The sequence below is a fragment of the Limnomicrobium aquaticum genome (assembly GCF_040545545.1).
GTDB classification, from domain to species: Bacteria; Pseudomonadota; Alphaproteobacteria; order Rhizobiales; family Rhizobiaceae; genus Ensifer_A; species Ensifer_A aquaticum.
In genome coordinates this window covers 919,369-937,611 of the sequence record NZ_JBEPMB010000001.1, presented here as the reverse complement: position 1 = coordinate 937,611, position 18,243 = coordinate 919,369, and the positions used below count along the sequence as shown (strand labels likewise).

The window sequence follows — 18,243 nt, the reverse complement described above, 5'->3', positions numbered from 1 at the left end:
CATATTGTGGCGAAATTGCAACGCCTGGCAAGGGGTAATCAGTTCGTACGGGCGCTTCTATACACGGAAACGCCAAGCTCCCTGATCTTCTTTCTGAGCGTATTGCGATTGAGGCCAAGCACTTCGGCTGCCTTGATCTGGTTTCCACGCGTGGCGGTCAGGACGGCCAGAATGAGCGGATATTCAAGCTCGGCCAGAACCCGGTTGTACAGACCGGGCGGAGGCAGGTCCTCCCCGAAGCCCGAGAAGTAGGTTCGCATGTTTTCCTCGACCGCCTGCGAGATGGTCACCGGGCCTGAACGTCCTGCCACCTTGTCCAGGGGGCTGTCCGGAATATCGGGCCTGAGTTCGGTATCGATGATTTCGCGGGTAATCACGTCCTGCGGATAAAGCGCTGTCAGGCGGCGAATGAGGTTCTCGAGTTCGCGCACATTGCCGGGCCAGGGGTAGGACTTCATGGCCTCGATCGCCTCGGCATCGAAGCGCTTGACGTCCAGCCCTTCCTTCTCTGCGCGCGTCACGAAGTGGCGCACGAGATCCGGAATATCTTCCGAACGGTCACGCAGCGGCGGCAGCCGCAGCGGTACGACGTTCAGGCGGTAATAAAGGTCTTCGCGGAACAGGCCCTGATTGATCAGGTTCTTCAGATCCTTGTTGGTGGCCGCCACGATCCGCACGTCGGTGCGGATCGGCGTCCGCCCGCCAACGGTTGTATATTCTCCTTGCTGCAGAACGCGCAGGAGGCGCGTCTGTGCATCCATCGGCATATCGCCGATTTCGTCGAGGAAGAGCGTGCCGCCCTCGGCCTGCTCGAAGCGGCCGGTTGAACGGTTCTGCGCGCCGGTGAATGCGCCCTTCTCGTGACCGAAGAGTTCCGACTCGATCAGATCTCGCGGAATGGCTGCCATGTTGATGGCAACGAAGGGCCCGTTGCGGCGCTTGCCATAATCATGAAGCGCGCGGGCAACCAGTTCCTTGCCGGTGCCGCTTTCGCCGGTGATCATCAGCGTCAGATCCGTCTGCATGAGGCGGGCGAGCACCCGGTAAATTTCCTGCATGGCGGCGGAACGGCCGACCAACGGCATGCCGTCCTGCTGATCGTCCTCCAGCTCCGGCGCCTTCTGCTTCGGCTCGGAGAGCGCGCGTTTGACGATGGCGAGCAGCTCGGTGAGATCGAAGGGCTTCGGCAGGTAATCGTAGGCACCCTTTTCGGAGGCCTTGATCGCCGTCATGAATGTGTTCTGCGCGCTCATGACGAGGACGGGCAGTTCCGGCCGCGCCTTCTTGATGCGCGGCAGCAGGTCGAAAGCGTTTTCGTCCGGCATGATGACATCGGTGATGACGATATCGCCCTCGCCGCCTGCCACCCAGCGCCAGAGCGTCGCTGCGTTGGAGGTGATGCGGACATCGTAACCGGCGCGCGAGAGCGCCTGGTTGAGCACGGTGCGGATGGCGGCGTCGTCGTCGGCTACAAGAACCGTGGCGCTGGTCATGGGCTTATCCTGCCTGTTCGTCATTGCGCGAATTGTCAGCCGTGTCGGTAGAGACGGGCATGAGAACGCGGAACGTGGTGCGGTTGGTCTGGCTGTCGCATTCGACAATACCCCCATGCGCGCCGATGATCTTGGCGACAAGGGCAAGGCCGAGACCGGAACCGTTGGTCTTGGTGGTGATGAAGGGGTCGAAGAGATGCGGCACGAGGTCCTGCGGAACGCCGGGACCATTGTCATGCACGCAGAATTCCAGCGGAAGCGAGATCTTCTCGCGTGTCCCGGCAACCGACAGGCGGATGCCCGGCCGGTAGGCGGTCGACAGCACGATCTCGCCGTCCGGCTTGTTGCCGATCGCCTCGGCCGCGTTCTTCACGAGGTTCAGGAACACTTGAACCAGCTGGTCGCGATTGGCATAGACTGGCGGCAGCGAGGGGTCGTAATTCTCGACGAACTTGATGTCGCGGGCAAAGCCGGCCTGCGCGATCGCCTTTACGCGATCGAGCACGACGTGGATATTGATCGGCATGCGATCGACCGGCCGCTCGTCGGAGAAGACCTCCATGCGATCGACCAGCGACACGATCCGGTCAGTCTCGTCGCAGATCAGCTGTGTCAGCGAACGGTCCTCCTCGCCGACGGAGGTTTCAAGTAGCTGCGCAGCACCACGAATGCCCGACAGCGGGTTCTTGATTTCATGCGCCAACATCGACGCCAGACCGCTGACCGAGCGGGCAGCCGCGCGGTGCGTCAACTGCCGGTCGATCTTGTCGGCCATGGAGCGCTCCTGGAACACGACGACGACCGAACCCGGCGTCGTCAGGACCGGAGCGACATAGATGTCCACCAGCTTGTCAGAGCCAAGACGCGGCGAGGACAGATCGACGCGGTATTCGTTGACCGGCGCACGACGCTCGCGCACCTGTTCGATCAGCGCCAGAAGCGGGCTGCCGAAGGGGATGAGCGCCTCGATGACATAGCGCGACAGATGCGCGGCGCTGGCGCCGAAAAAGGCCTCCGCCTCCCAGTTGGCGAAGACGACATAGCCATCGGCATTCAGCATGATCACGGGGTTCTGTATGGCGTTCAGAACCGGCAGCGCGAGCGCTTCCATTGATTCCGGCGACATGGCGGGTGGCTTGGCGGTCATGCGGCCTCTCCGAGTTCCGTGCTCGTGGTTTCGGCGGCAAGGAGAGCTTCGCGAAGCCCCTTCACGACCATTTCGGGATCATGCGAGGTCATGATCGACGCGCGCATGGACGGGTCCATGCCTTTGGCATGCCGGTCGAGATACCAGCCCACATGCTTGCGCGCATGGCGCAGCCCGCCTTCGACACCATAGAAGGACAGCATGTCTCGATAGTTCTCTTCGGCAATATCTGCGATCTCTGAAATGGCGGGGATTTCGCAGGCGCCGGCTATTCGTCCGCAGAGCCATGGCTGCCCCTGGCTCGCACGCCCGACCATCACCGCATCCGCGCCCGATCGGCGCAGGATTTCCTCCGCGTCGGCAGCTGTGGCGACATCACCGTTGGCGACCAGCGGCAGACTGATTGCCTCGCGCACGGCGCGAATCGCATCCCAGTCCGCCTTGCCTTCATAGAACTGCATGCGGGTGCGGCCATGCACCGTAATCATCTTGACGCCGGCATCTTCGCAACGCTTCGCAATTTCCGGCGCATTCATGGACGTCTCGTCCCAGCCGAGCCGCATCTTCACTGTGACCGGCACAGAAATCGCCGCGACGGTGGCCTCCACCAGAGAAAGCGCCAGATCCGGGTCGCGCATCAGGGCCGAGCCGGAATAGCCGCCAATGACCTTCTTGGCCGGGCAGCCCATGTTGATGTCGATGATATCCGCGCCCTCACCCTCGGCGATCCTCGCTGCTTCTGCCATCCAGCGCGCCTCGCGCCCGGCCAGCTGCACCATGTGCGGACGCGCGCCCGTGCCTTTCAGCCGCTGGCGCGATTCGCGCATGTCTCGCACCAGTTCGCCGCTCGCCACCATCTCAGTTACGGTCAGTCCCGCGCCATAGCGCCATGCCAATTTACGGAAAGGCAGATCGGTCACGCCCGACATGGGCCCGAGGATCACGCGGTTGCGAATTTCGGCCGATCCGACAGAAAACGCAGATGAGAGACTTACGCGATGCAAATGATTATCTTTCGTGCATCAATTTAATTTGCACCTTTTTTAGACACTTGGGTGGCTCTTGCCAAGGGGGCTGGGGCAAAGGTCTCAAAAAAGCTTTGGACTGGAAAAAATACTCTTACACTTGTATGGCCTTGGCACCTGCAGGGCCCCGGCACCGTTAATGCCTCGGCACCCGCAAGACCTGATGCCGTCGCGGCGTGCCATACGGGACGTTTTTGACGGATACAAGACAACAGCTTGGATTTTGAGACATGAATGACATGGCGGAACAGGCCGGAGACTGCGCTTTCGTTGTCGTCGCAGCAGGTCGGGGCGAGCGCGCCGGCGCGCCGCATGAGGGCCCGAAGCAATACCGCCCCATCGGCGGTAAAGCCGTGATCCGCCATGCGCTCGAAGCTATCCTGGCCTGGCCGCGAAGTGGGACCGTCGTCGTGGTCATTCATCCGGACGATGAGGCCCTGCTGGTGAGTGCGGTAGCCGGCATGCCGGGCGCCGAGCGGCTGACCGTCGTCCATGGCGGCCCCACCCGCCAGCATTCAGTTCTCTATGGGCTGGAAGCGTTAATCGCCGCGGCGCCGCGCTATGCCTTCATTCACGATGCCGTGCGTCCCTTCGTGACATCGGTCTTCATGGATGGAATCGCGGCCCTTCTCGACGGCGGCGCAAAGGCCGCCCTGCCCGCGCTCGCCGTTCCGGATACATTGAAGCGCGCAGAAGCCGGACGGATCACGGCCACCGTCGACCGTGCTGGCCTCTATGCAGCCCAGACACCCCAAGCCTTTGATTATGCGTCAATCCTCGACGCGCATCAGCAGGCAGCCTCCGCTGGCGACTTCTCCTTTACCGACGATGCGGCCATCGCCGAATGGGCGGGTCATGACGTCAGCCTCGCGGAAGGTTTGGCGGGCAATGTCAAGCTGACGGTGAAGCGCGATATCGACCTCGCCGATGAAAGGCTCAGACGCACCATGATTGCCGATGTCCGTTGCGGAAACGGCTATGATGTCCATCAACTTGTCCCCGGCGACGGGGTCACGCTTTGCGGCGTCTTCATTCCCCACGAAAAGGCGCTCTCCGGCCATTCGGATGCCGACGTGGCGCTGCACGCCCTGACTGATGCCCTGCTCGCCACCTGCGGCGCTGGCGACATCGGCGACCACTTCCCGCCATCTGATCCGCAGTGGAAGGGCGCAGCCTCGCGCATTTTCCTGGAAAAGGCCGCGTCGATCGTGCGCGAGCGCGGTGGCGTAATCACGAATGCCGACGTCTCGATCATCGCCGAACGCCCGAAGGTGGGGCCGCATCGCGAGACGATGCGCGCGAACATGGCCGCGATCCTCGGCGTCACGATCGACCGCTGCTCGGTCAAGGCAACGACTAACGAAAAGATCGGCTTTGTCGGCCGCGAGGAAGGCATAGCGGCCATAGCGACCGCGACAGTTATCTATGAAGGAGGCCGGTCATGACCGCCCATGCAGAAAACGTCGAACTGGCCCGTCAGGTGATCGATGCCTGCCGCGTGCGCAACATCATGATCGCGGCTGCAGAATCCTGCACCGGCGGCCTGATCGCGACGACGCTCACCGAAATCCCCGGCTCGTCCGCCGTATTCGACCGCGGCTTCGTGACCTATTCGAATACGTCGAAGATCGAGATGCTCGGCATTTTCCCAATCACGATCAAGCAATATGGCGCTGTCTCCAAGGAAACCGCCATGGAGATGGCCCATGGCGCACTCGCACGTTCGGAGGCAGGCCTTTCCATCGCCTGCACCGGTATTGCCGGCCCGGATGGCGGGACGCCCGACAAACCCGTCGGCCTCGTCCACATCGCAGCCAAGCATTATAACGGCACGCTTCTTCACCGGGACATGCACTATGGCGATATTGGCCGCGCAGCAGTTCGCTTCGCAACGGTCAAGACGGCGCTGGAAATGATGCTGAAGCTCGCGGTCATCGATCCGAACTACAAGGGATAGCATCGGCGCGCCCGCCAAATACGAGAGCGCAATCCACTCAATGCTCCGGCCGCGAAACGCCCCAGAGCCGCCACGGCGCCCACCAGGCAAAACGCTTCTCCAGTACCTCCGGCACGGGATCATAACCCCACGTGCCGCCCGGTCCGCAGCGCATGAAGCGAAAGAGTGCCATGAACGCCCCCTTCCAGAGCCCATACCGCGCCACCGCCTCGTAGCCATATTCCGAACAGGTCGGAGAATGGCGGCAGGACTGGCCGATGAGAGAGGACAGCGTGAGTTGGTAGGCGCGGATGAGGGCAAGGCCCATAAGCCGGCCCGGCGTCTTCGGGAATTGGCCCTGCCAGTTGCGAGAACGGGGATGGTGGTGGTCAGCGCACAAGGTGCCCCCTCACCCCGCCGCAACCTTCGCGCCCGCTTCGATCTGATCGAGACAGTCGCAGACAGCGTCGAAGGTAAGCATGGTGGAGGCGTGGCGGGCCTTGTAGTCCTTGACGGGCTTGAGGAACCGCATGTCCTCGAAGCGTCCTGACGGCCCCTCGCCGTCAGCCTTCAGCATGGCGAGCATGTCACTCTTCGCCTGGCGCACCTCGTCCGGCGTCGCGCCGATCACATGGCGGGCCATGATGGACGACGAGGCCTGACCGAGCGCACAGGCCTTCACGTCATGGGCAAAATCGGCAACCTTGCCGTCCTCGACCTTGAGGAAAACCCGCACCTTAGAGCCGCAGAGCTTGGAATGCGCGTTTGCCGTCGCATCCGCATCGTCAAGGCTGCCGAGGCGCGGAATATTGCCGGCGAATTCGAGAATGCGGGCATTATAGATATCGTCGATCATGGCCTTGAACCGGGTGAGATGTCAGCGGCGGCAGATGCTGCCGAAAGCTGACAATGCGTTCGCCAATTGCCTCTTTCCTTGAGGAGCAAACTTACTATATCTTATGTCGTGGATAGAGGCGCGTTTTGCAAGCAGCAAAACAGCGCCTTTTGTCTCCGAAATTTCCAAATGGATACATCCGTTTGAAAGTTTCGTGCGTAATTGGATCAGAGTTTGGCGGATGCGTTCTCTTTTTCCGGGAACAAAACCGCTACAATGGGAAACCGTGCAGGAGACCGCGCCTTGAACGCGGATCGAAAGCCCCGGAGCCCGCCATGGCGTATTAGGACCTTCTCTCGGAAGGCCCTGCGTGCCGGTCTGGCGGTCCGAACCAAAACGATCTCGCCTCGCGTCGAGGCAGGTCAGGAGGCCAGAATGGACGCAGTTGTAACACGTATCGGCTCCGCCAACACCGAAGCCAATCGCCCGAGCCAGAAGGACGCCGAAGACGCCGTCCGTACGCTCCTTGCATGGGCCGGCGAAGACCCGACCCGCGAGGGACTGCTCGACACGCCGAAGCGCGTCGCCAAGGCCTACAAGGAGCTCTTCGGCGGTTACGACGAGGACCCGGTCGAGGTTCTGGGCCGCACCTTCGAGGAAGTGGCCGGCTATGACGACATGGTGCTTGTCGCCGACATTCCGTTCTTCTCGCATTGCGAACACCACATGGTGCCGATTATCGGCAAGGCGCATGTCGCCTATATGCCGGATGGTCGTGTGCTTGGCCTGTCCAAGGTTGCCCGCGTGGTCGATATCTTCGCCCGCCGCCTGCAGACGCAGGAATCGATGACCGCGCAGATCGCCTCCGCGATCGATACGACGCTGGCGCCGAAGGGTGTGGCCGTGATGATCGATGCGGAGCACATGTGCATGTCCATGCGCGGCATCAAGAAGCAGGGCTCGACGACGCTGACGACGACGTTCACCGGCGACTTCAAGACGGATGCGGCCCTCCAGGCTCGCTTCATGACCATGCTGTACGGCCGGAAGTAAGTTTCATGTCCCTTACATTTGCTCCGCCCCCTTCTGACAAGGCGGAACTGGAAGGCGATGGCGCCTTTACCCCCAAGTTCGACCGCGACGGCCTCGTCACGGCCGTCGTGACCGATGCGCGCGACGGCGAACTCCTCATGGTCGCGCACATGAACGATGAGGCGCTGGCGCTCACCCTCGAAACCGGGATCGCGCATTATTACAGCCGCTCTCGAAACATGATTTGGAAGAAGGGTGAGACCTCTGGCAATCTCCAGACGGTCAAGGAATTGCGCACCGACTGCGATCAGGACGCTGTCTGGCTGAAGGTGGAAGTCGCTGGCCATGATGCGACCTGCCACACTGGCAGGCGCTCGTGTTTCTATCGTGTCGCAAGGACCGAGGATGGCCGTGCAGTGGTTGAAATCACGGATCACCATCGCCACTTTGATCCCGCAGACATATATAACAAAAATTAGGCATATGCCCTGAAACGATACAGCGGCTCCGGGCGTTTACGGTTTTGAAAGGCTCAAGCGCGCCTAATGTGTTTGAACGGTGAACGTTCAGCGCTGTATGGGGAGTATCATGCTGAACTGGAGTTTGAAACGCGACAACGCCAATCAGTTGCAGGCCGACAAGGCCCTGACTCCTGACATCCCCTCCACTCCTCTCATACCCGAACCCAAGCGACCCGAACCGCGCATTGCGCTCGCCCTTGGCGGCGGTGCTGCCCGCGGCTGGGCCCATATCGGCGTGCTGCGCGCACTCGACGAAGAAGGCATCAAGATCGGCATGGTCGCCGGCACATCGATCGGCGCGCTGGTCGGCGGCTGCTATCTGGCCGGCAAGCTCGATGAGCTTGAGAGCTTCGCCCGATCGCTCACCATGCGCCGCATCGCCGCCTTCCTCGACTTCACCATCGGCGGCGGCGGGCTGCTCGGCGGCCTGCGGCTGACCAAGCGCATGCAGGAACATCTCGAAGGCCTGTCGATCGACGATCTCGACCGTCCCTTTGTAGCTGTGGCCACGGAACTCAAGACAGGTCACGAAGTCTGGATGCATTCCGGCTCGCTGATCACCGGCATCCGCGCGTCTTATGCGCTTCCCGGCATTTTCGAACCGATCATCTGCAACGGCCGGGCGCTGGTCGATGGCGCGCTGGTCAATCCCGTGCCTGTCTCCGTCTGTCGCGCATACGAACAACAGCTCGTGGTGGCCGTGAACCTGCATTACGATCTCTACGGCCGCTCCGCTGTCATCAAGCACACGGCTGCGCACCAGCCGGTGACCTATCGCGACACGCAAACACCCGCCGACAAGGAACAACGCCACGGCGTCACCTCGGTGATGGTCGAAGCGTTCAACATCATCCAGGACCGCATATCGCGGGCACGGCTTGCTGGCGATCCGCCGGACCTGTCGCTGCAGCCGCGCCTTGCCGATATTGGGTTGTCGGAATTCCACCGCGCCGGCGAAGCTATCGACCGTGGCTATCAGGAAGCCAAGGCCAAGATCGGCGAAATCAAGCGCATGCAGGACGTCCTGCTGCGCTGATCTCTCTCACTTCTGACTTGGAAATCAGCGGCGCGGGCCGCGGGCCACGCGCTCGATTTCTTCGCGCACCAGCCGCTCGACCAGGGTCGGCAGATTGTCGTCGAGCCATTCCTGAAGCATCGGCTTCAGCATTTCTTCGGCAATCTCGTCCAGCGAACGCGTCGAACCGCCCAACGCATCGGCCAGTTCCTCGAACGAGCGCGACACCTTCTCTTCCGTCACCGGAGAGAGCAATTGCGCCGGCACGGCGGCCGCAATCTCGTTGCCGATCTGAACAGCAAAACGCTCGATCGGGTCGAGGTCGACGGAATCTGTATCCTCGGAAACGTCAACAGAAGGTTCCGATGCGTGGTCGACAAATTCGAATTGGTCCACGACTGCGTCCTGCTCGTGATAAGCCTGTTCCTGATAGACTTGAACGGGTTCGAAAGCTGCCGGCGTAGCGTCCTGCCAGACGACAGATGACGGAACGGGAGCGTCAGCGACAAATGTTTCGACCGCCTGCGGCGGCACTTCTGTCACAACGGCAACGGGACCGGACTGAACCAGACGTTCTGTGTCATTGGCGGGCGCTGCGGGTGCACGGCGCTCGGAGGCGGCCTTCACGCGCGCGGCCACATCGGCAAGCGACATCGGCCTTGCGGCCGGCTGTTCGAGGCGTTCGGGCGCGCGGGGGGCTGCAACTGATTCGGCGGACTGAACGACAGGCGTCGCCGCAACGGAATCTGCCACCATCATGGCGATATCCTCGTCAATGGTCAGCTCGATCGTCTCCGGCGCGTTCTGCTGCGGTGAAGAATAAGAAGCATTATCAATGCTTTCGACCGGATCGTTGTTTTCGATGATCCGGCGGATCGACGCCAGGATTTCTTCCATAGACGGTTCACGCGCTACATTTGGCTGAGCCATTTTCATCCCCGTTCAACACATCTGCCAGACACGATAATTATTAGCAGACAGTTTACCCTAAATGGGGCGAAAGGGAAAAAGAACAGGACGCGGAGGTTATCCACCGCGCCATCCACAGTTTCGGTCTCTCGTCAGAGAACCCGGAACAAGCCGCACGCTGCGTCGAGATCGATCTTCCGCGCGGCGCGGCGGCGGATGGCTTCCTCATCGTCGCCCCACTGACTGATCTGCCAGTCCTCGTCGACATGGGCGAGCCGCCAGACTTCGTCGGCATCGGCAATCTGTTCAGCGAAGGCGAGCGCCAGGAGCGCCGAGCCAGTCAGCGTCGTCACCGTATGGAGACAGGCGAGACGAAAGGCGTCGTCGTGGCGCTTGAGGCCTGCGCCAAAGGCGGCAATCGCCTCGCGGGGCTGTTCCTGATGCATGACGCCTTCGGCCAGGATGAAGCGGGCGCCGAGGCGGTCCGAGGCCCAGCCCAGGATCGGGTCCCAACTCTCGGCCTGCAACTCTGCAAGCTTCTGCGGTGCATCGGCACGGTAGCAAAGGAGATCGCTGGAGGAGTAGCGCAGGATGTCCTCGAACACCGGCTGCGGGTCGAGCGCTACGCCATCGACAACCGTGTTGACCAGGCGCGTGACCGGCATCGTCAGCGGATTGATGATATCCTTCTGGGCCGCCCATTCGCCTGCCACCATCTCGGCCGCCGTTGGCGTCGGCACAGCGAGCTTGGCCTTGGAGGGCGTGCGCACCGTCTTGCCGTCCAGGAGAACGGAGAAACCGCCCTCGCCGTCTTCACCGACGCTGACGGCATCATAGAAGCGCTTCGGCAGCGGCGTCTTCATCTGGATCTGGGCACGGCGCACCGGGTCCGGATCGGACAGGAAGGCGTCATTGAGGTCGGTCAGGATATCTCGCATGGTTTCTTACCCGAATTGACGGATGAGGTGTGGAATGTCGGTTGTGGCGTCGGCAATCCGGTCAGCGCCGGCACGCTTCAGATCCGCGGCCGCACCATAGCCCCAGGATACGCCGAGCGCATAAGCGCCCGCCGCCTTCGCCATCTCCATATCGTAAATGCTGTCGCCGATGACAATGGTGTCGGCAGGCGAAATTCCCGTTGTGCCGCAGCATTCCAGCACCATGGCCGGATGCGGCTTGGACGGGCAATCGTCGGCGGTGCGGGCGACGACGAAGGTCTCCGTCCAGCCATGCGTTTCGCAGACGAGCTTCAAACCGCGACGTGACTTGCCGGTGACGGCCCCGAGGATCAGGTCGTCCTGCTGCGATAGCGCGGCGATCACACGGTCGATGCCCGGATAAAGCGGCTCTTGAAAACCAGCCTCCAGCCGCGTTGCCGCGAAGATCGACTTGTAATGAGCCATCATGGCAGTAGCCTGCGCGTCCACTGTGTCAAGGCCTCGCATGCGGGCAATGGCGCTATCGAGCGTGAGGCCGATGATCGAATGCGTGGCAGCGGCCTGCGGCTCATCCAGATCGAAATGCCGGAAGGTGCGCACCATGACCTCATGGATCAGATGCGCGCTGTCGACCAGCGTCCCGTCGCAATCGAAGAGAACGAGCTTCATTCGCCGTAGTCCGGCCCGTTCTGGTCAAAGCCCAGCAGGTTCCAGGTCTGCACCATATGCGGCGACAGCGGCGCGGTCACCTTCAGGCGTCCACCCGACGGATGCGGAATGTCGATGTGGCGCGCATGAAGATGCAGCCGGTTCTGGACGCCACCCGGGAAGGTCCAGTTGAGATCGGCCTGGAAATATTTCGGATCGCCGATGATCGGATGGCCGATATGGGCGGCATGGACGCGCAACTGGTGCGTGCGACCGGTATAGGGCTCCATCTCCAGCCAGGCGAGATTCTGCGCCGCCTGTTCAAGCACACGGTAATAGGAGACGGCGTGGTCGGCGCCGTCCTCACCATGCTTGCTGACACGCATGCGGTCACCGTCCGGCGTCTCTTCCTTGACGAGCCATGTCGAGATGCGGCCTTCGCGCTGGCGCGGCACGCCGCTCACCAGCGCCCAATAGGTCTTCTTGGTATCGCGTTCGCGAAACGCGGCCGTCAGCTTCTGGGCAGCGCCACGGGTCCGCGCAACAACCAGGACGCCGGATGTGTCACGGTCGAGGCGGTGAACGAGGCGCGGCTTCTCGCCCTTCTTGCTGGTCCAGGCTTCCAGCATCTTGTCGATATGGCGTGTCAGGCCCGAACCGCCCTGCACGGCGAGGCCGGCCGGTTTGTTCAGCACGAAAACCTTGTCGTCCTCATGCAGGAGCATGCGGGACAGAAGCTCGGCGTCGCCGGAATGCTTGAGTTCCTTGCCGGAAGGCGCGCCGGTGCGCTCCTCGCCCTTGGCGTCGATATCCATGGGCGGAATGCGCACCTTCTGGCCGGCCTGCACGCGCGTGTCCGACTTCACCCGTCCTCCGTCGACGCGGATCTGCCCGGAGCGGAGCAGCTTCTGCAGCGCACCAAACCCGAGCCCCGGATAATGGACCTTGAACCACCGGTCGAGCCGCATCCCGGCCTCGTCCTCGCTCACGTCCCTATGTTCAATGCCAGCCATTCTTGTTCTTCCTTCAACTTGCGCCCGCTTTAGCTGAAATGCGGCAGGAAGGCCAGAGTAAGGGTTATGGGAGCACATTTCCCATGATTGAGGTTGCCACGAGCGAGATAAACGGCACTTCACCCCCAAAATAGATCAATGCAAAAACGCATGACGAAAATCCGTAATCGCAATTTTCAAGGCGCTGGAAATTTCAGATCGCGAACCGCCGTCTCACTTTTGCATACCTCATCGACTCAAATTGGGTCTAAGCTCCGTCTGCAAGGCGCGGCGGCTCGCCGCCACGCCCGTCTTTCCATTGAAAAGGCAGGCGGTAGATCATGACAGACAGGCTAGAACCCAAATTCGTCAGCGTCTTGAAGGAAGGCTACACGCTTTCGCGGCTGAAGGCGGATGCGCTGGCCGGCCTCACGGTCGCGATCGTGGCACTGCCGCTGTCCATGGCGATTGCCATTTCTTCCGGCGTTACGCCGGAGCGCGGGCTCTATACGGCCATCTTCGGCGGGTTTGTCGTGTCGCTCCTGGGCGGCAGTCGCTTTCAGATCGGCGGGCCGGCAGGCGCGTTCATCGTCCTTGTGGCCGCCTGCGTCGCGCGCAACGGCGTCGAGGGGCTGATCCTCGCCACCATGATATCGGGTCTCTTCCTCATTGCCGCGGGCTTCCTGCGGCTTGGCAAATATATCAAATACATTCCCTATCCCGTCACCGTCGGCTTCACCGCCGGCATCGGCGTCATCATCTTCTCCGGCGAAATCCATGATCTCTTCGGGCTGACGACGCAGGGAAAGGAGCCGGGTCCGCTCATCGACAAGCTGATCTATCTTTATGGCTACATGGGCACTGTCAGCGCACAGGCGACTGCCGTTGCGGTGTTCACAATCGCGGTCATTCTGCTCATGAAGCGGTTCATGCCCAACTGGCCGGGTCTGCTGATCGCCGTTGGGCTTTCATCGGTGCTGGCCACCGTTCTCGGGCTGCATGTCGAGACGATCGGTACCCGCTTCGGCGGCATACCGGATGCCATTCCGGTTCCGAATCTCCCACAGATGAGCCTCGACCTTGCTCTCAAGGTGCTGCCCGACGCCATTGCCTTTGCACTGCTCGGCTCGATCGAATCGCTGCTGTCTGCCGTCGTCGCGGACGGCATGTCCGGCCGTCGCCACCGCTCGTCGATGGAACTGATCGGGCAGGGAGTCGCCAACATGACGTCCGCCCTCTTCGGCGGCATCTGCGTCACCGGCACGATTGCCCGCACGGCCACCAATGTCCGCGCCGGCGCAACGAGCCCGGTCTCGGGCATGCTGCACGCGGTCTTCGTGCTGACCTTCCTGCTGGTGGCAGCTCCGCTTGCCAAATACATTCCGCTCGCCGCCCTTGCCGGCGTGCTGGCCTTCGTCTGCTACAACATGATCGAGAAGCAAGCGATCGCCGCCCTCTTCCGCTCGTCCTGGGGCGATGCCATCGTACTTTCGGCCACCTTTCTCGTTGTCATCTTCCGCGACCTGACGGAAGGCATTCTCGTCGGCTTCGTGCTCGGCGCCTTCCTGTTCATCGAGCGCATGGCGAAACATGTTCAGGTCAGCGAGCAGCCGGGCGATCTCTTCGCCGACGATTCGGAAGGTCCGGAGAAGCCCTTCCGCACGACGGACCCCGACACCGCCGTTTATCGAATCTCCGGCGTCTTCTTCTTCGGCGCGGCGGCCACTGTCGCTTCCGTTCTCGACCGCATCGCCGATCGCCACAAGAATTTCATTCTCGACTGCTCCTCTGTGCCCTTCATGGACTCCTCCGCCGCCAACGTTATCGAAGGCGCGGTCCGGAAGGCGCACAGAAATGGCATCCGCGTGCTCATCGCCGGTGCCTCGCCCGATGCGCGCTCAATTCTGGAAGCAAACCACGTGAAGGCGCCGGAGGTCGAGTATTTCGCGACCTTCAAGGAAGCCGCCGCAGCCGTCCATCTGCAACCGCCGCGTTTCGACGGAGCGAACGTCAAGGCATAAGCTGCACGCGCAATAGGCGCTTCCCCCGGCTCCGCTGCCGCGCTATGGAGCGGACCATGTCAGAAGAATCCGCTGCACCCATCATCTATGTCGATGCCGATGCCTGCCCGGTGAAGCCGGAAGTGCTGAAGGTTGCGGAGCGGCACGGCCTGAAAACGGTGTTCGTTGCCAATTCGGGCCTGCGCCCCTCACGCGACCCGATGGTGGTGAACGTCATCGTCAGCGCCGGCTTCGACGCCGCCGACAACTGGATCGCCGAGAATGCCGGCGACCACGACATCGTCATCACCGCCGATGTCCCGCTTGCCGTGCGCTGCGTCGACAAGGGTGCATTGGTGACCGGACCGCAGGGACGCATCTTCGACCGCAGCAACATTGGCATGGCCTCCGCCATGCGCGACCTTGGCCAGCACCTGCGCGAGACCGGCGAAAGCAAGGGCTATAACGCCGCTTTCAGCCCGCGCGACCGCTCGGCCTTCCTTGAAACGCTCGACCGGCTTTGCCGTCGGGCCAAAACCTCACGGGAATCGAAGCCATGAAGATCATTTCCGAGAACGTCTCCTTCGACGGAGTCCAGGGCGTCTACAGCCAAACCTCGAAGATCACCGGCACAGACATGACCTTCGCCGTCTATGTTCCGCCGCAGGCGGCGCATGCACCCTGCCCGGTCGTCTGGTATCTCTCCGGCCTTACCTGCTCCCATGCCAACGTGATGGAAAAGGGCGAATACCGCCGCGCCGCCTCCGAACTCGGCCTCATTGTCGTCTGCCCGGATACCAGCCCGCGTGGAGACGACGTCGCCGACGAGGTTGGCAACTGGCAGATGGGCAAGGGGGCCGGCTTCTATCTCGATGCAACAGAGGCGCCCTGGGCGCAGCACTACCAGATGTATTCCTACATCACGCAGGAACTGCCCATGGTAATTGCCGCCAATTTCCGCGCCGACATGGGCCGTCAGGGCATCTTCGGCCATTCCATGGGCGGCCACGGCGCGCTGACCATCGCTCTGAAAAACCCCGAGCGCTACAAGAGCTGCTCGGCCTTTGCCCCCATCGTCAATCCGATGGAGGCTGACTGGTCCGTGCCGGCCTTCGAGAAATATCTCGGCAACGACCGTGCCGCCTGGCGTCCATACGACGCCTGTGCGCTCATCGAAGATGGCGCGCACTTTCCGGAATTCCTGATAGATCAGGGCGTCGCCGACAGCTTCCTGCATAAGGGCCTGATGCCGTGGAAACTGGAAGAGGCGGTGAAGGGCACGGGGATCGGCCTCGTGCTCAACATGCGCGAACGCTACGACCATTCCTACTACTTCATCTCGACCTTCATGGCCGATCACCTGAAATGGCACGCGGAGCGGCTGGCCTGACGGTCAACCTCTCACCTTCATTTGCGCAGGCTGAAATCTCCGGAAATCAGCGAACCCTGCGGACACGATGCCAGCGATTCTCCAGCACAGGTCGCATCCGGAACCGGAACGTTTTGAGCCGGCACACTGCCGGTCTTTGTCTGATCTTGCGAGGTTTCCGTGCCCGCCGCGGCTCGCATCAGCGTCTCCAGCGCATTGCTTGACAGCTCAGGATCGCTGGAAGCTTTCTCCTTGCCCGTAACGGAGGGTTTTGCCGCGACGGTCTTTTTCGTCTGGGCTCCGGAGGGCTTCGAATTGGAAGCCGTTTCTGCAGGAGACGCCGGCAGATTGAAATTCCGCCGAACGCGCGCAGAGATGCCCGCTGCAAGCTGGGTCGAGGCGCGGGCCTCGTCCCCCGATGCGGCATCTTCATGGAACGTCGCCGTCTGTACAACTTTCCCGCCAGCAACCTGCTTCAGCGTCACGGTAACATCCGCCCCGGCCTTGTAACCGGTGGCCACGCGTGCGCCGGAAAAGCCGGAAATGGTGACAGACATCTGCACCGGCGTTGCGCCGGACTTCGGCGAGGCAGAACGGATGGCAGACACGAGATCGTCGCTGACAGCTTCTGACACTGCCTGCGGTGCGACACCTGACATGGATACCGACTTGATCGCATAGGACTGGAGGTCGGCCGAGGTCGGGGCAAAGGCCGTCGTCATGCACCCAGACAGAACAGCGGCGGCAAAAGCCCCCAAGACCGTCGTGAGAAAAAATCGAACCATTGCGAATCCCGTACTGCAAACCAAACGTTCGCGTACGAAGTTACGCCAATTGGCTGACGAAACAACGAAAAGCGAGAACGCCTCAGTTGCCGTCCACAGTCCTGAGACCAATCCAGGCATCCTTGACTGCCTGGTAATGCTCTTCCGGCTTGTATTCAGCGACCTGAAGCCCCTGGGTCTGCACAGTCAGCTGCCCGGAGGCTGCCAGAACGCCATAGCTGGCAACCACGAGATCGTGCTGGGCCTGTGCAAGGTTGAGCTTTGCAGTGAGCACCGTCTGCTGGGAGTTCAGCACATCAAGCGTCGTCGCCTGGCCGACATTGCGCTCTTCAATCACGCCCGAAAGTGCAAGGTTCGAGGCGGATACGGCCTGTTTGTTGGCCGTGATGGAAGCGCTGGCGGCCTGCATCTGAGCGTAAGCCGACACGACCGACTGACGGACCGAAAGACGGGCTGAATCGACCTTGATCTGGTTCGCGCCCATGGTCTCCTTGGCCTGCCGCACTGCGCCATACTCCGCACCACCCTTGTAGAGCGGAATGGTCAGCTGAGCGGTAACGCTCGCCGAGTTGTAGATACGCGGGCTCGAAAGCGACGAAGGATTGCCGTAGTTGCGGCCTACCGAACCCTGGATCGCAACGCCCGGAAGCAGGGCCCCCTCGGCGGTCTTCACCTGATAACCCGAGGCATCAGCGACATGCTGTGCAGCGAGGATGGACGGGTGCTCCTGCAGCCCGAGCGCAACGGCCTTGTCGAGCGTCGCCGGCATGCCCCGCTTGGCAGCACCAGGCAACGAAATGCCCTTCGGTTCTTCACCAACGATCTGCATATAGGTGGCTTCCGCAATCTTCAGCTGCGCCACGGCAGCGGCAAGCTGTGCCTGAGCTGCGGCAAGCTGCGCCTGCGCCTGGCTGACATCGGTCTTGGTGCCCTCACCCACCTGCAGACGCGCGTTGGCCGCCTTCACCTGCTCGTTGAGGAAGCCGAGGTTCTGCTTGCGGATCGAAACAAAGTCTTTGTACATCGCGACGTTCGCATAGGCCTGAACGGCGGCGTAAAGAATCTGCATCTCGGTGCCGCGAACCTGCTCGCGCGTCGCGTAAACGCCGGATTCAGCGGCATTGATACGGTTCAGACCCTGAAAGCCGTCAAAAATCTGCTGGGTCACCGTCAGGGCGATGGTGTCCGTCGTCGTTGTCGCATTGGCACCGGCAATGTTATTGACGCCATAGGCACCCGCATTCGTGTGCGAGGCGGTCACGCCAATCTGCGGACGATAGCCGGCCTTGGCGATCGTGACGTTCTCGTCTGTGGCGCGCAGACTTGCACGCGCTGCATTGATATCCGGGTTGTTGGCATAGGCTTTGGCCATCGCCCCCTGAAGGCTATCGGCCTGAGCCGTTGCCGCCAAACCCAGCAATGCCGGAACTGCGACCGCTGCAAGAAGCGTCCTACGGAAATTAATCACGAACATTCTCCCGAGTGAACGCCGAGCATCTCGGCACGACGATTTGAACACATATGAAAATCGACATCCCTGGACTTCTCTTCAACCCTTGAAGCCAACGAAGCCCCGCAATCCGGATGAATGTGACACG

The 18,243-nt window shown here is 61.7% G+C and carries 19 protein-coding genes; 8 read left to right on the top strand and 11 right to left on the bottom strand.

Features of this window, described 5'->3' with window-relative positions:
- Positions 1-38 precede the first annotated feature (38 nt).
- From ntrC to dusB, 3 genes are read right to left on the bottom strand one after another with little or no spacing between them, the layout of a single operon-like run.
- Positions 39-1,493 (bottom strand): nitrogen regulation protein NR(I), encoded by a 1,455-nt coding sequence (ntrC, locus tag ABID16_RS04670; RefSeq protein WP_354555178.1) that lies wholly within the window; start codon positions 1,491-1,493, stop codon positions 39-41.
- A gap of 4 nt (positions 1,494-1,497) precedes the next feature.
- Entirely contained in the window at positions 1,498-2,640 is a 1,143-nt protein-coding gene (locus ABID16_RS04665) for a two-component system sensor histidine kinase NtrB (RefSeq protein ID WP_354555177.1), read from the bottom strand.
- A complete protein-coding gene (gene dusB / locus ABID16_RS04660; RefSeq protein WP_354555176.1) occupies positions 2,637-3,644 on the bottom strand; it encodes a tRNA dihydrouridine synthase DusB in 1,008 nt (335 codons plus the stop codon). Before dusB ends, ABID16_RS04665 begins: the two co-directional genes overlap by 4 nt.
- A 251-nt stretch (positions 3,645-3,895) precedes the next feature.
- Here dusB and ABID16_RS04655 point away from each other — a divergent pair, with 251 nt between their 5' ends.
- Both ABID16_RS04655 and ABID16_RS04650 read left to right on the top strand, forming a co-directional pair.
- On the top strand, positions 3,896-5,110 hold the full coding sequence (locus ABID16_RS04655) for a bifunctional 2-C-methyl-D-erythritol 4-phosphate cytidylyltransferase/2-C-methyl-D-erythritol 2,4-cyclodiphosphate synthase (protein ID WP_354555174.1): 1,215 nt from the start codon (positions 3,896-3,898) through the stop codon (positions 5,108-5,110).
- Positions 5,107-5,622, top strand: coding sequence for a CinA family protein (locus ABID16_RS04650; protein ID WP_354555173.1), 516 nt, complete (start codon positions 5,107-5,109; stop codon positions 5,620-5,622). The genes ABID16_RS04655 and ABID16_RS04650 overlap by 4 nt, the downstream gene beginning before the upstream one ends.
- 37 nt (positions 5,623-5,659) lie before the next feature.
- Here the strand turns inward: ABID16_RS04650 and yidD are convergent, their stop codons facing one another.
- Complete coding sequence (gene yidD, locus ABID16_RS04645) at positions 5,660-6,001, bottom strand: membrane protein insertion efficiency factor YidD (protein WP_354555172.1); 342 nt, start codon at positions 5,999-6,001, stop codon at positions 5,660-5,662.
- Between the two features lie 9 nt (positions 6,002-6,010).
- Entirely contained in the window at positions 6,011-6,457 is a 447-nt protein-coding gene (locus ABID16_RS04640; protein WP_354555171.1) for an iron-sulfur cluster assembly scaffold protein, read from the bottom strand.
- A gap of 414 nt (positions 6,458-6,871) precedes the next feature.
- On the opposite strand from ABID16_RS04640, the gene folE reads away from it, so the two are divergent.
- From folE to ABID16_RS04625, 3 genes are all read left to right on the top strand, one after another.
- Positions 6,872-7,489, top strand: a complete 618-nt coding sequence (gene folE / locus ABID16_RS04635) for a GTP cyclohydrolase I FolE (protein ID WP_354555170.1) — start codon at positions 6,872-6,874, stop codon at positions 7,487-7,489.
- Positions 7,490-7,494: 5 nt separating this feature from the next.
- Positions 7,495-7,947, top strand: a complete 453-nt coding sequence (gene hisI, locus ABID16_RS04630) for a phosphoribosyl-AMP cyclohydrolase (protein WP_354555169.1) — start codon at positions 7,495-7,497, stop codon at positions 7,945-7,947.
- A 109-nt stretch (positions 7,948-8,056) separates the two neighbouring features.
- Complete coding sequence (locus ABID16_RS04625) at positions 8,057-9,025, top strand: patatin-like phospholipase family protein (protein WP_354555168.1); 969 nt, start codon at positions 8,057-8,059, stop codon at positions 9,023-9,025.
- Between the two features lie 24 nt (positions 9,026-9,049).
- Here ABID16_RS04625 and ABID16_RS04620 read toward each other — a convergent pair whose 3' ends face one another.
- From ABID16_RS04620 to ABID16_RS04605, 4 genes are all read right to left on the bottom strand, one after another.
- Complete coding sequence (locus ABID16_RS04620; RefSeq protein WP_354555167.1) at positions 9,050-9,934, bottom strand: DUF2497 domain-containing protein; 885 nt, start codon at positions 9,932-9,934, stop codon at positions 9,050-9,052.
- 131 nt (positions 9,935-10,065) lie between these two features.
- The gene (locus tag ABID16_RS04615; RefSeq protein WP_354555166.1) at positions 10,066-10,851 is read right to left on the bottom strand and encodes an ATP12 family chaperone protein; all 786 of its coding nucleotides are present in this window, start codon (positions 10,849-10,851) and stop codon (positions 10,066-10,068) included.
- Positions 10,852-10,857: 6 nt separating this feature from the next.
- Positions 10,858-11,520: an HAD-IA family hydrolase gene (locus ABID16_RS04610; protein ID WP_354555165.1), complete on the bottom strand. Its 663-nt coding sequence runs from the start codon at positions 11,518-11,520 to the stop codon at positions 10,858-10,860.
- Positions 11,517-12,512 carry an RluA family pseudouridine synthase gene (locus ABID16_RS04605; protein WP_354555164.1) on the bottom strand — a complete coding sequence of 332 codons (996 nt, stop codon included), beginning with the start codon at positions 12,510-12,512 and terminating at the stop codon, positions 11,517-11,519. The genes ABID16_RS04610 and ABID16_RS04605 overlap by 4 nt, the downstream gene beginning before the upstream one ends.
- A 320-nt stretch (positions 12,513-12,832) precedes the next feature.
- On the opposite strand from ABID16_RS04605, the gene ABID16_RS04600 reads away from it, so the two are divergent.
- The 3 genes from ABID16_RS04600 to fghA are packed head-to-tail and all read left to right on the top strand — an operon-like array spanning position 12,833 to position 15,881.
- Positions 12,833-14,512, top strand: a complete 1,680-nt coding sequence (locus ABID16_RS04600; RefSeq protein ID WP_354555163.1) for a SulP family inorganic anion transporter — start codon at positions 12,833-12,835, stop codon at positions 14,510-14,512.
- A 56-nt stretch (positions 14,513-14,568) separates the two neighbouring features.
- Positions 14,569-15,051: a YaiI/YqxD family protein gene (locus ABID16_RS04595; protein WP_354555162.1), complete on the top strand. Its 483-nt coding sequence runs from the start codon at positions 14,569-14,571 to the stop codon at positions 15,049-15,051.
- Positions 15,048-15,881 (top strand): S-formylglutathione hydrolase, encoded by an 834-nt coding sequence (gene fghA / locus ABID16_RS04590; RefSeq protein WP_354555161.1) that lies wholly within the window; start codon positions 15,048-15,050, stop codon positions 15,879-15,881. Before ABID16_RS04595 ends, fghA begins: the two co-directional genes overlap by 4 nt.
- A gap of 17 nt (positions 15,882-15,898) precedes the next feature.
- Here the strand turns inward: fghA and ABID16_RS04585 are convergent, their stop codons facing one another.
- Together ABID16_RS04585 and ABID16_RS04580 are read right to left on the bottom strand one after the other, a co-directional pair.
- Positions 15,899-16,645, bottom strand: a complete 747-nt coding sequence (locus tag ABID16_RS04585) for a hypothetical protein (RefSeq protein WP_354555160.1) — start codon at positions 16,643-16,645, stop codon at positions 15,899-15,901.
- Between the two features lie 82 nt (positions 16,646-16,727).
- Positions 16,728-18,119, bottom strand: coding sequence for a TolC family outer membrane protein (locus ABID16_RS04580; protein WP_354555159.1), 1,392 nt, complete (start codon positions 18,117-18,119; stop codon positions 16,728-16,730).
- Positions 18,120-18,243 lie beyond the last annotated feature (124 nt).